11 protein-coding genes are annotated in these 14,326 nt (G+C 71.4%); 5 read left to right on the top strand and 6 right to left on the bottom strand.

Features of this window, described 5'->3' with window-relative positions; translation table 11 throughout:
• Positions 1-51: 51 nt before the first annotated feature.
• Entirely contained in the window at positions 52-2,772 is a 2,721-nt protein-coding gene (locus ACZ41I_RS07040; protein ID WP_468513383.1) for a glycoside hydrolase family 2 protein, read from the top strand.
• A 40-nt stretch (positions 2,773-2,812) separates the two neighbouring features.
• On the opposite strand, the gene ACZ41I_RS07035 is transcribed toward ACZ41I_RS07040, so the two are convergent.
• Entirely contained in the window at positions 2,813-4,264 is a 1,452-nt protein-coding gene (locus ACZ41I_RS07035; RefSeq protein ID WP_399762560.1) for a hydrolase, read from the bottom strand.
• Between the two features lie 212 nt (positions 4,265-4,476).
• On the opposite strand from ACZ41I_RS07035, the gene ACZ41I_RS07030 reads away from it, so the two are divergent.
• Positions 4,477-4,740, top strand: a complete 264-nt coding sequence (locus ACZ41I_RS07030; RefSeq protein ID WP_399762562.1) for a GlsB/YeaQ/YmgE family stress response membrane protein — start codon at positions 4,477-4,479, stop codon at positions 4,738-4,740.
• A gap of 10 nt (positions 4,741-4,750) precedes the next feature.
• On the opposite strand, the gene ACZ41I_RS07025 is transcribed toward ACZ41I_RS07030, so the two are convergent.
• The 3 genes from ACZ41I_RS07025 to ACZ41I_RS07015 form a co-directional block, all read right to left on the bottom strand.
• Positions 4,751-5,527, bottom strand: a complete 777-nt coding sequence (locus ACZ41I_RS07025) for a GNAT family N-acetyltransferase (protein WP_468513382.1) — start codon at positions 5,525-5,527, stop codon at positions 4,751-4,753.
• Between the two features lie 125 nt (positions 5,528-5,652).
• The gene (locus tag ACZ41I_RS07020) at positions 5,653-6,507 is read right to left on the bottom strand and encodes a GNAT family N-acetyltransferase (protein ID WP_468513381.1); all 855 of its coding nucleotides are present in this window, start codon (positions 6,505-6,507) and stop codon (positions 5,653-5,655) included.
• Positions 6,508-6,903: 396 nt separating this feature from the next.
• Positions 6,904-7,539, bottom strand: a complete 636-nt coding sequence (locus tag ACZ41I_RS07015; RefSeq protein ID WP_468513380.1) for a chaplin — start codon at positions 7,537-7,539, stop codon at positions 6,904-6,906.
• Between the two features lie 307 nt (positions 7,540-7,846).
• On the opposite strand from ACZ41I_RS07015, the gene ACZ41I_RS07010 reads away from it, so the two are divergent.
• On the top strand, positions 7,847-9,451 hold the full coding sequence (locus tag ACZ41I_RS07010; protein ID WP_468513379.1) for an alpha/beta hydrolase: 1,605 nt from the start codon (positions 7,847-7,849) through the stop codon (positions 9,449-9,451).
• Positions 9,452-9,580: 129 nt separating this feature from the next.
• Positions 9,581-10,114: a DUF4232 domain-containing protein gene (locus ACZ41I_RS07005; RefSeq protein ID WP_468513378.1), complete on the top strand. Its 534-nt coding sequence runs from the start codon at positions 9,581-9,583 to the stop codon at positions 10,112-10,114.
• On the opposite strand, the gene asnB is transcribed toward ACZ41I_RS07005, so the two are convergent.
• Together asnB and ACZ41I_RS06995 are read right to left on the bottom strand one after the other, a co-directional pair.
• Positions 10,107-11,948, bottom strand: a complete 1,842-nt coding sequence (gene asnB, locus ACZ41I_RS07000; protein ID WP_468513377.1) for an asparagine synthase (glutamine-hydrolyzing) — start codon at positions 11,946-11,948, stop codon at positions 10,107-10,109. The genes ACZ41I_RS07005 and asnB overlap by 8 nt on opposite strands.
• 283 nt (positions 11,949-12,231) lie before the next feature.
• On the bottom strand, positions 12,232-13,026 hold the full coding sequence (locus tag ACZ41I_RS06995; RefSeq protein WP_399762574.1) for an alpha/beta fold hydrolase: 795 nt from the start codon (positions 13,024-13,026) through the stop codon (positions 12,232-12,234).
• 157 nt (positions 13,027-13,183) lie between these two features.
• On the opposite strand from ACZ41I_RS06995, the gene ACZ41I_RS06990 reads away from it, so the two are divergent.
• Positions 13,184-14,278 carry a baeRF3 domain-containing protein gene (locus tag ACZ41I_RS06990; protein ID WP_363219272.1) on the top strand — a complete coding sequence of 365 codons (1,095 nt, stop codon included), beginning with the start codon at positions 13,184-13,186 and terminating at the stop codon, positions 14,276-14,278.
• Positions 14,279-14,326 lie beyond the last annotated feature (48 nt).

The raw sequence follows: 14,326 nt of genomic DNA, 5'->3' as shown, positions 1-14,326 counted from the left end.
TTGAGGCAGGTTAGTAAAGTTTCCTAACTTTACGAGGCCGGTGCTGCTGCCATGTTCCCTCGCCCCGCCCCCGCCCGCCGGTACGCCGTCACCGCGCTGGTGCTCGGCCTGCTCGGCTCCCTGACCAGCGGTGCCTGGGCCGGCGCCCGGCCTTCGGCGGTGCCGCACGGGCCCGTCCCGGCCACCCGCGTCTCCTCGGCGGCCGGCACCGGCACCCCGCTCGGCGGATACGCCATCCAGTCCTCGGCGAAGGTGAGCGACTCACCGGCGGCCGTATCCTCGCCCGGCTATCCGGCCAGGGGCTGGTTTCCGGCGGGCCCCCGGTCGACGGTCCTGGCCGCGCTGCTCGCCGACGGCGTGTACGCCGATCCGTTCTACTCCACCAACCAGCAGAAGATCCCGAAGGCGGACTTCCAGGTCCCCTGGTGGTACCGCTCCGACTTCACGGTCGAGGACACCACCCGGCGAACCTTCCTCGACTTCAGCGGGGTGATCTCGGCGGCCGACGTCCATGTCAACGGCCACCAGGTGGCGAAGGCCGCGGAGGTCACCGGCGTCTACCCGCACCACGAGCTGGACATCACCTCGCTGGTCCGGCCCGGCACCAACGCGGTCGCCTTCCGTGTCCAGCCCAACGAACCGAGCAAGCACCTCACCATGGGCTGGCTGGACTGGCTCCAGCCGCCGGCCGACCGGAACATGGGCATCGTCCGGGACGTCGTGGTGCGCCGGGGCGGCCCGGTGGCGCTGCGCGACGCCCATGTCGTCACCGAACTGGCCGTGCCGTCGCTCTCCTCCGCCGACCTCACCGTGAAGGTGCAGGCCCGCAATGACACCGGCACCGCGGTCACGGCCGAGGTCACCGGACGCATCGGCGCGACGACGTTCACCCGGCAGGTCCCGCTCGCCGCCCACGAGACCAAGACCGTCACCTTCTCCCCCGCCGACACCCCGGGCCTGCGCGTCACCTCGCCGAAGGTGTGGTGGCCGGCCGGGATGGGCGGGCAGCCGCTGTACGACCTCGCCCTCACCGCGTCCGTCGCCGGTACGACGTCCGACACCGCGCACGAGACCTTCGGCATCCGTGACGTCCGGGCCCCCCTGAACGCCGACGGGGCTAGGGAGTACCGGATCAACGGCCGCAGGCTGCTGATCAAGGGCGGCGGCTGGTCGCCGGACGAGTTCCTGCGCTGGGACCGCACCTATGTCGAGGACCGGCTGAAGTACGCCCTCGACCTGGGCCTGAACACGATCCGCCTGGAAGGACACCTGGAGCCGGACGAGTTCTTCGACCTGGCCGACCGTTACGGCGTGCTCACCCTGCCCGGCTGGGAGTGCTGCGACAAGTGGGAGGGCCAGGTCAACGGCAGCGAGACCGGCGACCAGTGGACCGAGGCCGACTACCCGGTGGCGAAGGCGTCCATGGCCGCAGAGGCCGCCCGGCTGCGCGGCCACCCCAGCGTGATCTCCTTCCTGATCGGCAGCGACTTCGCACCCGACGCGAGGATCGAGAAGACCTACCTGGACGCCCTGAAGGCCGCCGACTGGACCGCTCCTGTCGTCCCCGCCGCCTCCGAGAAGTCCTCGCCGCAGCTCGGCGGTTCGGGCATGAAGATGACCGGGCCGTACGACTGGGTGCCGCCCGGCTACTGGTACGCCAAACGCGAGGGCGGGGCCACCGGCTTCAACTCCGAGACCAGCGCGGGGCCGAGCATCCCCACCCTCGACACGCTGCGCCGCATGATGACCCCCGCCGAACTGGACACCCTCTGGAAGGACCCGGACGCCAGGCAGTACCACCGCTCGCCGTCCCCGACCTTCGGCACGCTCAAGATCTACGACGCCGCCCTCACCGGCCGCTACGGCGCCCCCACGAGCCTCGCCGACTATGTCCGCAAGGCCCAGCTGGCCCAGTACGAGAACGTCCGCGCCCAGTTCGAGGCGTACGACCGCAACGCCACGGACTCCTCGGCCCCCTCCACCGGCGTCATCCACTGGATGTTCAACAGCGGCTGGACCTCACTGCACTGGCAGCTGATGGACCGCTACCTGGACCAGGGCGGGGCCTACTTCGGCGCGAAGAAGGCGAACGAACCGCTGCACATCCAGTACTCCTACGACGACCGCTCGGTCGTCGTCGTCAACCACCGGCACGCCTCCGCGACCGGGCTCAGCGCACACGCCACCCTCTACGACCCCGACGGCACACAGAGGTACGACAAGACCGTCACCGGGCTGACGGTGAGCGGCGACGGGGCGCACGGCACCGTCCTCGCCCTGCCGTCCTCGGTGAGCGGACTGTCGTCGACGTATCTGCTCCGGCTGGTCCTGACGGACGCGGACGGCAAGGAGGTGAGCCGGAACGTGTACTGGCTCTCCACCCGGCCCGACACCCTCGACTGGAACGGCACCACCTGGTACTACACGCCGACGACGAGCTACGCCGACCTCAAGGGGCTCGCCTCGATGGCGCGGGTTCCGGTCTCGGCGACGGCGGCCACCGAGTCGTCGGAGGGCACGTCGACCACGACGGTCACCCTGCGGAACACGGGCGGCGGGGCGACCCCGGCGCTGCTGACGGACGTCCACCTCGTGGACGGGCAGGGCAAGCCGGTGCTGCCGGTGCGCTGGTCGGACAACGAGGTGAGCCTGTGGCCGGGCGAGTCGGTGACGCTGACCGCCACCTGCCGGACGGCCGATCTGCACGGTTCGGCGCCGGGCGTGCGGGTCTCCGGCTGGAACACACCCCAGATCACGGTACCGGCGGCCTGACCGGGCGGGGGCGGGCCCGGACGGCCCGCCCCCGCATGGTTCAGCTCACGTTGAGCGCGGTGTCGTCGATCACGAACGACGTCTGGAGGGTGGACCCCTCCGTGCCGGTGAACTTGATCGTGACCGTCTGGCCCGCGTAGCCCGCGAGGTTGAAGCTGCGCTGGGTGTATCCGCTCGCCGCGTTCAGGTTCGAGTAGGTCGCGAGCGTGGACAGCACCGTTCCGCTGCTGTTGACCACCTGCGCCTTGAGCGTGTCGTACGCCGTCGAGGTGGTCGTCTCCGCCGTGTCGACGTGCAGGTAGAACGACAGGGTGGCGCTGGTGCAGCCGGCCGGGACGGTCACCGACTGGGAGAGCGTGTCCGTGTGGGCGGAACCGTAGCCGTTCAGCCAGGCCTTGTAGGACCCGGTGCGGGCGGCCTCACCGGTGTCGCTGTCGATGACACCGCTGGAGGCGCTCCAGGACGTGGCACCGGACTCGAAGCCCGGGTTGGCCAGCAGCTGGCCGGCGGTGCAGCTGCCGGTGCCGCCGCCTCCACCGCCGCTGCTGGTGCCCGAACCGGCGAGCCAGGCGGTGGCGTTGAGGGCGAGGGCCGCGTTGGTGGCGCCGGAGTCGTTCCAGCCGTCGTACAGGGTGTTGCCGGACTGGCCGGTGCCGTCGTCGATCGGGGAGCTGTCGCCCCAGAAGGCGACCCGGCCGCTGCCGAAGGTGCTGGTGAGGAAGAAGGCTCCGGTGTTACCGGAGTAACCGCTGCGGTAGAGCAGGCCCTTGACGGAGGAGTTGTCGGCGGGCTTGAGGGTGGCCGTGGTGCCGTTCGCGATCAGGCTCTTGGTGACGGTGCCGAAGGAGCCGTGCAGGACCGGGTCGGTGCTGTCGCTGATCGCCGCCGGGTAGCCGGACGTGATGTTCAGCGAGTCGATGGAGAAGCCGAACGGGTCGGTGGAGTCGACGCTGTTGTTCGTCATCAGGTCGTTGAGGATCTCGACCGCGTCCTGGCCGTCGTTGTTGCGGTCGGCGCCGGTGTGGTCGGAGATCATGAACAGACCGCCGCCGTTCTTCACGAAGTTCATGATCGCCGTCTTCTCGGCGCTGGTGAACGACGTGTTCGGTTCCGGCAGGACCAGGGTGTCGAAGTTCGACAGGTCCGTCGAGGACGAGCCGCCGTAGCTGAGGCTGGAGCCCGAGGGCAGCGTCTTCAGGCTGTAGTCGCCGGTCTTCTGCAGCGCCACGCCCCAGGAGGACAGGGCGCCGGTCCAGTCCGTCTCGGCCGACGGGGAGGAGTCCTGGCCGAGCGGGTCGGGCTGGCTGGTGGAGATGATCCAGTCGGCGTTGCCGGCCGTCTCGGCGTGGGCGTTGTCGAACAGGATGCGGTGCGTGGTCGCCGCGTGGGCGGCGGTGCCGCTGCCGACCTGGACCGCGGCTCCGGTGAGCAGCAGCCCGAATCCGGCCAGGGCGGTGGTGAGTCTGGGACGGGATCTCCTGGATCCAAGCATCCGGCGAACCTCCATGAGGGGTGGGGAGAGGCGGTGCGGGCGCCAAGTCTGCGCGCGTAGAGCCCGCTTGAGGGTTCTACACGCGTGGAATGGTTGAAAGGTACATGGCATGAAGGTCGGATGAACAGAAAGTCCCGGCAACGAGCCGAGCGGACTGGCTTCGCTCACAGCGGGCAGACGATGAGCGGGAGGCACCACGAAAAGGGGTGGACATGGAGATATCAGGCATCATCAGTGCCCTTGTCATCGGCATCATCATCGGTGTCCTGGGACGCCTGGTCGTCCCCGGACGCCAGCACATCGGCATTCTGTGGACCATCGTGGTCGGCATCGTGGCCGCACTGCTGGGCTCGGCCATCGCCGCCGGGTTCGGGGTCGCGCAGACCAAGGGGCCGGACTGGATCGAGTGGTTCATCCAGATTGCCCTGGCCGCACTCGGTGTCGCCGCGCTGGACCGGGCCCGCGTGCGTCGCTGACGTGCGGCGGTCAGCTGCCGTACACGTACGGCGTCGTGGTGCTCAGCGCCTGGAAGCCGAGGCGCTCGAGGATCGGGCGGCTCATGGATGAGGCGTCGACCTGGAGGTAACGGTAGCCGTGGGCGGCGGCGACGCGGGCGCGGTGGGTGACCAGGGCACGGTAGATGCCCCGGCCCCGGAAGGCCTCGACGGTGCCGCCGCCCCACAGCCCGGCGAACGGGGTGCCGGGCACCAGCTCCATCCGGGCGGCGCTGACGGGCTCGTCCCCGGCGAGGGCGACCACGGCGACGACCGTGCCGGGGTCGGCGGCCAGACGGGCGAGCAGCCGGTGCCGCAGCCGGGTGGCGTCGTCGCCGAACGCCTTCTCGTGGACGCCCACGACGAGGTCGACGCCGGCCGGGTCGGTGACCGGCAGGAGACGGATGCCCGCGGGCGGTTCGGCGTCCAGGGCGAGCCGGTCGGCCTCGCCGATCAGCAGCGTCTCCGCGGGCTCGGCCCGGAACCCGGCGGCGGTGAGCCGGGCACCGAGATCCTCCGGCCGGTCGTGGCTGTAGAGCTTCCACTCGAAGTCGCGGCCGAGGCCGGTGAAATGGACGATCTGGTCCCTGATCACCTGCTCCGCACTCGTCCGGTCCAGGTCGGACCAGAGCACGCCGTTCCAGCCGTACGCGTCCGCGACCTGACGCACGACCGCACCGGACCGCTCGATCCGGGCACCGGGGCCGTCGGGAACCGCGTTCTCGCGCATGTCACGGTCGTAGCGGGCGAGCACTGCCGAGTGATCCATGGGCCCAGCTCACCAGGAACGTCCCGGCCCGGGCAACGGGATTACCGCATGTACCCCTGGAGCGGTTGCCCGGCCCGCCGCCCACGGGTGGAGCCGCAGCGCGAACACAGCCCCGGGCCTGCGTGTCAGCCCAGTTCGAGCGTGGTGACGCCGAACACGCGGTCCTGGGCGTAAGGGCGCACCGGCCCGGTGTACATGCGGGCGGTCTCGAACGACGCCCGGAGTCCGGCTTGTTCGGCGAGCGCGACGCCGGCCGTGTTGGGCTCGGGCACGTCGATGGCGATCTCGCGTCCGGCGGCGTCGGCCGTGAGGGCGGCGAACAGGACACGGGCGTCGTCGGCGGTGTCCGCGAAGAGGGGTCCGATGCGCAGGGTGTCCCGGCCGGGGCGGAGCACGCCGTACCCGGTGAGGCGTGCGCCGTCCTGGCGGACGAAGACCCGGTGGCCGGGGCCGGTGAGCCACTCGGCGAGGAAGCGCGGACGGTCCGCCGGGTAGCAGGCGCTGTCGTAGGCGGTGATCGCCGCGAGGTCGGCGAGGCCGGCCGGACGGACTCCGGCCGGTGTCTCGCTCTGCGGGGCGGTGCCGGTGAACCGGATGGTGCGGTAGGCGAGTTCGAACCCGGACTGGCGGTAGTTGTCCTGCTGGGCGACGACGCCGTCCAGGCCGACGGTACGGTCGCCGGCGTGGGCGAGGGCGGTCTTCCAGGTGGTGAGGCCGTGGCCGTGGCCGCGCAGATCCGGGCGGACGAGGTAGCAGCCCAGGAAGGCGTAGTCCGCGCCGTAGTTGACGACGGAGATGGCCGAGACCGGCTCCCCGTCGATACGGCCGAGGAAGAACCCCTCGGGGTCCTGTGCGAAGAACGCGGGTCCGTCGGACAGTCCGGGATTCCAGCCCTCCGCCGCCGCCCACCCGGCGATCACCGGCCAGTCGGTGAGGGTGGCCTGCGTGACGACGAGGTCGTGGGGGGTCGCAGAGGTCATCAATGCGCTCCATTTTCCGTCGGGACCGGACTGCCGTACCGCATCCTTGCGGATCAACGGGGGCCGCGCCACGGCAGGATCAGCCGTTGGACGCGCCCGGCTCGACTTCGAGAGCACTCGCATCGTGGGCGGCGACCTCGCCACAGCCGGACGGGCTCGGTGGCGTCCCTCTGGAGGACTGCGACATCGCCGAACTCACCCAGGGGGCCACTGCCGTACCGTGCCGCCCGCCGCCTCGCGATCGGCGCGGGCCTGGCTGTCACCTGGCGCGGCATGCGCCGGACTGACCGAACAGGGTGATCGGCAACAGCCCGGCCGGCTGCAGCAGTTGCCCCGGGTCCGTCTTCGGGGCCCCACCGGGCCTGCGTCCGGTGGGGCCCTTTCAGGGGCGGCGGGTCAACTGGTGCGACCGGAGCGGAAGCGGCGGTAGAGGGCCGTACCCGCGAGGAGGAGCGTGGCGCTGCCGGCGATGGCCGGGGCCGTCACGTCCATTCCGGTGTGGGCCAGCGCCGCCGACTGCGCGACGGGATGTGCGCGCGGGCTGGGCCGGTGCTTCGTGGGGGCCGGTGGCCTGGGGGCCGGGGTGCGCGGACGGCGGGGGGTGCCGGGCGCCTCGCCGTTGACGGACTGGTTGCCCTGGGCCGGGTTGCCCACTCCGACCACGTTGACGCTGTTGCCGCTGACGTTGACCGGAAGGTCGACGGGGAGCTGGACGTCGTTGCCGGACAGCACGCCGGGCGAGTCCTGCGCGCCGCCGTGGGCGGACGCCCCGCGGGACGTGGAGGACCCCCCCTTGCCGGCGCCGCGGTTCGCGCAGGCGTTGCCGGCCGCCGGATTGAGCAGCCCCAGCACGTTCACGGTGTTGCCGCACACATTGACCGGCACATGCACCGGGAGCTGGATGCCGTTGCCGGAGATCAGCCCGGGCGAGCCGGCCGCGGAGCCGTCGGCGCCCGCGCCGTCGGCCGCGAAGGCGGCGGACACCGGCATCGCAAGGGCCATCGCCCCGGAGGCGGCGGCGACGGCGATCACACCGTTTCGGGTAGCCCGTCTCATTGGTTCCCTGCCTTCCAGACGTCGTCGCGGGCACTCACCCGCACCACATAGAACGCAGGCGAACCATCCGAGTTATGGCTTATCGGTCTTTCACCCCGTCGAGCGACACTGTTATCGAACTGCATGTAAAGCCGCTCAATGATCGCCAACGGGCATGGAGGGCGCGAAGGGTACGGCACCGGGCGCCGTCCCGCTCGCCCGGAGGCGGGTCCCCCGGGGCCCGCTTATGGTGAGTCCAGGGCGCCGTCCCCCGGTCCGCGACAGGCGTCCCGGGAGGCGATCGATGCTGGCCAAGCTGTCCAGACGGCCCACCGTGCGGCGCTGCGCGGGCGCCGGAGCCCTCGCCCTGGCCCTGCTCGGAGCCGGGCTCCCCCGCGCCGACCGGCCGCAGCCGCAACCCGACCTGTCCCGCTTCTACCGGCAGAAGGTGACGTGGGCGGCCTGCAAGGGCCCGGACATGCCGGAAGACCTCCAGTGCGCGAAGGTCACCGTCCCGCTCGACTACGCCCGGCCCCGCGCGGGCACCCTCGACCTGGCCCTGGCCCGCTATCGGGCGACCGGCACACCGCAGGGCTCGGTGCTGCTGAACTTCGGCGGCCCGGGCGGCGCGGGCATACCCGAACTCGCCTCCGGCAGCAAGGAGTTCATGGACCTGACCAACGGCTACGACGTGGTCACCTTCGACCCGCGCGGCGTCGGCCGGTCCTCCCCCGTCAGCTGCGGCGAGGGCGGCGACGACGCCGCGGTCGCGACGGGCGCCCACGCCGACCTCGCCCATCCACGGGCACTGCTCACGAAGTTGCGGAAGGCCGCCGACGACTGCGCCCGGCATTCCGGCCCGGTGCTGCAGCACATCGGCACCGTGAACGCGTCCCGCGACCTGGACGTCATCCGGCAGGCCCTCGGCGACAAGAAGCTCAACTACCTCGGTTTCTCCTACGGAACGCGGCTCGGCGCGGTGTACGCGGCGCAGTTCCCGGACAAGGTCGGCCGGCTCGTCCTGGACGGCGTGGACACCCTGACCGAGCCGTTGTCCGAGCAGGGGGTGGCCGGTGCCCAGGGCGAGCAGACCGCGCTGGACGATTTCCTGGACTGGTGTACGACGGACGTCGCCTGTCCGTTCGGCCGGGACCGGCGTGCGGCAGGGGACCAGGTCACCGGGCTGGTGCACTCGCTCGACGAGAACCCGCTCCCGATGGACTTCGGTGGCACGTTCTCAGGACAGGACCTGGTGGGGGCCATCGGCCAGGCCCTGTACAGCAGGGACCTGTGGCCCGCCCTGGAGCGCGCCCTGGCCTCGCTGACGGAGGACGGCGACACGCGGGGCGTGCTGAACTTCGCCGACGGCGGCGCCGCTCCGCCCCGCGAGGGGCACCCGAAGAACGGCGGCCTCGTCGATCCGCAGAACGTCCCGTCGGACAACCTGGCCTCCGCGCTGATGGCGGTCAACTGCGCCGACGACCCCGACCGGCCCGACGCGGACCGGATCACCAAGGACCTCCGGAGCCTGCGGTCGGCGTACGAGAAGGCATCGCCGGTCTTCGGCCGGTACCGGCTCACCCAGCTGCTCATGTGCTACGGCTGGCCCAAGGGCACCGACTTCATCCGCGACCGGGTGAAGGACGTCCACTCGGCGAAGATGCTGCTCGTGGGCACGCGCGGCGACCCGGCGACGCCCTACCGGTGGACCGTGGAGACGGCGGCACGGCTCGGCCCGTCGGCCGTGGTGCTCGACAACAAGGGCGACGGCCACACCGCGTACGGCTCCTCCAAGTGCGTCCACCGGAAGGTCGACGACTTCCTCCTCTACGGCACCCTGCCCCCGAGCGGCAGCTCCTGCCCGGCGGACGGAGACGACTGGAGCAGCTCCGCGAACACCGCCGACTGATGACAGCGGCGACGCAACCGGGTATCAGGTGCGAATCCGGCACAACCTTGCGCGCATCACGGCCGTCTCCCTGGGCAGGCGCACTTCGGCCGCCGCATCCCGTACGTGACCACCACAGGGGAGCCCATCATGCGCATCCGCGCCGCCATCGCCGTACCCGCCGCCTCCGCCGCCTCCGCCGCCACGGCGGTGCTGCTGCTGACCGCGCCGCAGAGCCAGGCCGCCACCGACCACGCCCGGCCCGTCCGCTGTGCCGAGAAGGCGCTGACGGTCCGGGCGAAGGCCGTGGCCGGTGACCCGACCGTGGTGCGCATGAGCGTCACCAACCGCGGCACCCGCGCGTGCGTCGTCGACCGTGTGCCCACGGTGACCTTCGGGGACCTGGACGGTGCGGCCCTGCCGACACCGCAGGGCGGCACCGGCGACCACCGGCTCGCGGCGGGCCGTACCGCCTACGCCGACGTACGGACCATCGGTGACCCGGCGGACCCCGAGGCCCGCCGGGTGGAGACCGTGACCGTGGCCGCCTCGGCCGCGCACTGGGGCCGCTCCTTCACCGCCGCGCGGCTCGGCACCGGCAAGCAGGTTCTGGTGTGGGAGCCGGTGACGACGTGGTGGCAGCCCACGGCGGCGGCCGCGGACCGGGCCATCGGCCTCAGCTGAGCGTCACCTCGGGAGTGTAGAGCTCCAGCCACTGTGCGAGGTCCAGGGTGCGTTCCAGGCCTCGCCGGGCCGCCTGGGTGCTGACCGGCTCCTCGCGTTCGGCGGCCCGGCGCAGCCGGTCGCGGTCGACGAGGTCGAACACCCGGTGGGAGGGCCGGGACAGCAGCTCCTTGGCCTGTTCCTGGAGGGCTCGGGCGTACCGCGGGTCCTGCGTGGACGGGTACGGGCTCTTGACCCGCTCGTACACCGAGCGCGGTAGGACGTCCGCGGCCGCTTCCCGGAGCAGGCTCTTCTCCCGGCCGTCGAAGGATTTCAGTGCCCAGGGGGCGTTGTAGACGTACTCGACCAGCCGGTGGTCGCAGAACGGCACCCGGACCTCCAGACCGACGGCCATGCTCATCCGGTCCTTGCGGTCGAGCAGCGCGCGGACGAAGCGGGTGAGGTGCAGATGGCTCATCCGCCGCATCCGGTACTCGAAGTCGCTCTCGCCGTCGAGCCGTTCGACGGCGGCGGCGGCGGTGTGGTAGCCCTCGGCGACATACCCCTCCAGGTCCAGACACTTGCCGAGGTCGGCGCGCAGCACCTCGGCGTCGTCGCCCATGAGCCGGCCCATGCTGGTCAGCCAGGGGAAGGTGTCGGCGTGGCGCGCCTCCTCGTCGAAGAACTGCAGGTAGCCGCCGAAGACCTCGTCGGCGGACTCACCGGACAGGGCCACCGTGGACTTCTCGCGGATGGCGCGGAACAGCAGCAGCAGCGAGGCGTCCATGTCACCGAAGCCGGTCGGCAGATCGCGGGCGCGGATCACCTGCTCGCGCACGGCGGGGTCGGCGAGGGACTGCGCGTCGAGGACGATGTCCTGGTGGTCGGTGCCCGCCAGTTCGGCGACGTCGTGCACGAAGGGCGTGTCGGGGGTACCGCGCAGTTCGTCGGCGACGAAGTTGTCGGTCTGGCCGACGAAGTCGACGGCGAAGCTGCGCACCTTCTCGCCCTGCTCGCCGAGTTGCCGGGCGGCGATCGCGGTCATCGCGGAGGAGTCGAGGCCGCCGGAGAGCAGGGTGCAGCGCGGGACGTCGGCGACCAGCTGGCGGCGCACGATGTCGTCGAGCAGCGAGCGCACGGTGGCGATGGTGGTGTCGCGGTCGTCGGTGTGCGGACGGGTCTCAAGACGCCAGTAGACGCGGGTGGCGAGGCCGGAGCGGCCGACGGTGACGACCGTTCCGGGTTCCACCTCGCGCATGCCGTCCCAGATCGCGTGTCCGGGCGTCTTGATGAGGACGAACAGTTCCCGCAGCCCGTTCAGCGCGACCCTCCGGCGGGCGAGCGGGTTGGCGAGGATCGCCTTGGGCTCGGAGCCGAACAGGACGCCGTCGGGGGTGGGGTGGTAGTAGAACGGCTTGATGCCCATGCGGTCGCGGATCATCACGAGCTTGTCGTGACGGCCGTCCCAGATGGCGAACGCGTACATCCCGTTGAGCCGTTCGGCGACCGCGTCTCCCCATTCGACATAGCCGCGCAGCACGACCTCGGTGTCGGAGTCGGTGGTGAACCGGTGGCCTCGGCCCTCCAGTTCCCGGCGCAGCTCGGTGAAGTTGTACGCCTCTCCGGAATACACCAGGGCCACGGTCCCCTCGGCGGTGTCGAGGGACATCGGCTGCCGGCCGCCGGGGAGGTCGATGATCGCGAGCCGGCGGTGTCCGAGGGCGGCCGGGCCCTGGACCCAGGTGCCGCGGTCGTCCGGGCCGCGGCAGGCCATCGTCTCGGTCATCGCATGCAAGGTGGGGGCCTCGGCGGTGAGGTCACGGTCGAAGGAGACCCATCCGGTGATGCCGCACATGCGCTACCTCCTGCCTCCGGCTCGCGGCCGGTTCCCGCGCCCACCTCGGCTTCCCCAGGTGAACCAGGCACTGGCCGGGCAAACCGGTTGTATCTAGCACCTATATGGCCACCCTCCGTCAGTTGCCCGAGGCAGTCAACGCGGCGGCAACACGGACGGCCTCCCCCGCCCCCGTGGTTTCGGCCGCGCTTTGCTCGCGCGACACCCCGCGCACCCCATGCCACCGGGCCGGTCCCGCCAGGAACCGGCCACGGGCAAAAACTTCCCCAAACGCCGCAAGAGATCAGGCTTTTTCGGTCACGAATCGATCGGACACAAATCGATCGAGCACGGCGGTCAGCTCGGCCGGCTTCTCCAGCGGCAGTTCATGGCCCGCGTCGAGGATCCGCACGACGGCGTCCGGGTAGGCCTTGGCCATCCGGAGCATCTGCCGCACCGGCAGCTGCACGTCGTGGTATCCGTGCACCATCAGGGTGGGCGTACGGATCTCACCGGCCCGGTCCAGGACGTCGAAGGCACGCATCGCGCCGTACAGCGTCATCACGACCTCGCGGGGGGTCGCGGCGGAGGCACGGATGTGCGCGCGGATCTCCTCACGCGGATAGCCGGGCGCGAAGGCACGCTGGATGTTGGCAGCGACGAACAGCTTGTACGGCACGAGGGTGGAGGCGGCCATGAGCAGCCCCCGGCCACGGCTGTACGTCATCCGGCCGATGGAACACACCAGTGCCATCCGCTCCACCCGCTCGGGATGGGCCAGGGCGATGGTCTGCGCGATCATCCCGCCCATCGAGTGGCCGACCAGCACGAACCGTTCGACCTTCAGGTGATCGAGCAGGGCGAGGACGTCCTGGGCCAGCTCGGCGATGGTGCGCACCCCGGCCCCGGTGCTCTCGCCGTGCCCGCGCAGGTCCAGCCGGATCACCCGTCGCCCCGGCGAGAAGTGCGCGATCTGGTGGTCCCAGCGGTGCCGGTCGGCGGTCCAGCCGTGGACGAACACGAGGGGCACCTCCGGTGCGTCACGGGGACCCTCGTCGTCGTACGTCAGGGCCGCTCCGTCGAGTTCGAGCTGCGGCATGTCAGGCCTCCGGGGTGCGGCGCGATCGGGTTACTGGCCGGTACCGTAACGGTCCGAGGGGCGTGGCGTCACCGTGGTGCGGCAAGGAGATCCGCGGGCACCTCAGGTGTGGATTACCCCGAATGCCGGACATGTGAATCCGACCTATCGTGCTGTCATGGAGCACGCACTGAGTCCCGCGACCCTCGCCGAACTCCGGCGCCCGCGTCCGTATCCGGCGGTGTCGGTGCTGACCCCGACGCATCGCCGCGAACCCGAGAACGGCCAGGATCCCGTCCGGCTGCGCAATGTGGTCAGCGAGGCCCGCAGGCGCCTGGAGTCGGACCCCGCGGTCACCCGCGAGCGGCGCAACGAGGTCGTGGCGCAGCTCGACCGGGCGCTGGCGGAAGTGGATCTGGCACACGCCGAGGACGGTCTGGTGATCTTCGCCGCCCCCGGCGAGCACCAGGTGTGGTCCCTGGCCCGCACCGTCCCCGAGCGGGTGGTGCTCTCGGACACCTTCCTCACCCGCAACCTGGTCGCCGCACAGGCCGCCGGACGCCCCTTCTGGGTGCTGTCTCTCTCCGCGGACCGCGTCACCCTGTGGAGCGGCGGCGACGACCGCGTGGTGCAGGTCCGTTCGGGCGGCTTCCCGCTGGAGCGCAGACAGGAGAACTTCGATCCGGAGCGCCAGATGCGCACGGGCGGCCTGCCGAGCGTCTTCAGCGACGAGGGCACCCGGCAGTTCCTGCGTGAGGCGGACACCGCCATGAACACGGTCCTGCGCGACCAGCCCCGGCCCGTGTACGTCACCGGCGATCAGGCGGCGCTGTCCCTGCTGGACGAGGTGGGCAGTGTCGCCAAGGCCGCCGTCCACGTCCCGCACGGCGGCCTCGCGCACGCCGGTCCGGAGGCGGTGTGGCAGGCGCTGCGGCCGGTACTGGAGGCCGAGGCCCGCAAGGACACCACGGACGTGGTCCGGGAGCTCATCTCGGCACGCGGTCATCGGACCTTCGCGGCCGGTCTGGACGAGCTGTGGCAGAGCGCCCGCGAGGGCCGGGTCCGGCTGCTCGCCGTGGAGGAGAACTTCCGGCCGACCGTCCGCGACCTCGGCGAGCATCTGGTGCCGGCCGAGCCCGGCGATCTGGACGCCCGCGACGACATCGTGGACGAGATCGTCGAGCAGTGCCTGGAGACCGGCGCCGACGTCCGCTTCGTGCCCGACGGCACGCTGGCTGACGCGAACGGTATCGCGGGAGTCCTGCGGTACTGAGGCCCCCTGCGGCAACGGGTGCCCCGGCGGGGCACCCCGAGGAAGCGC

This window comes from Streptomyces sp. NPDC030799 (genome assembly GCF_055572255.1).
Note: the sequence above shows the minus strand (reverse complement) of the source record. Positions and strands in the feature narration are given on the sequence as shown.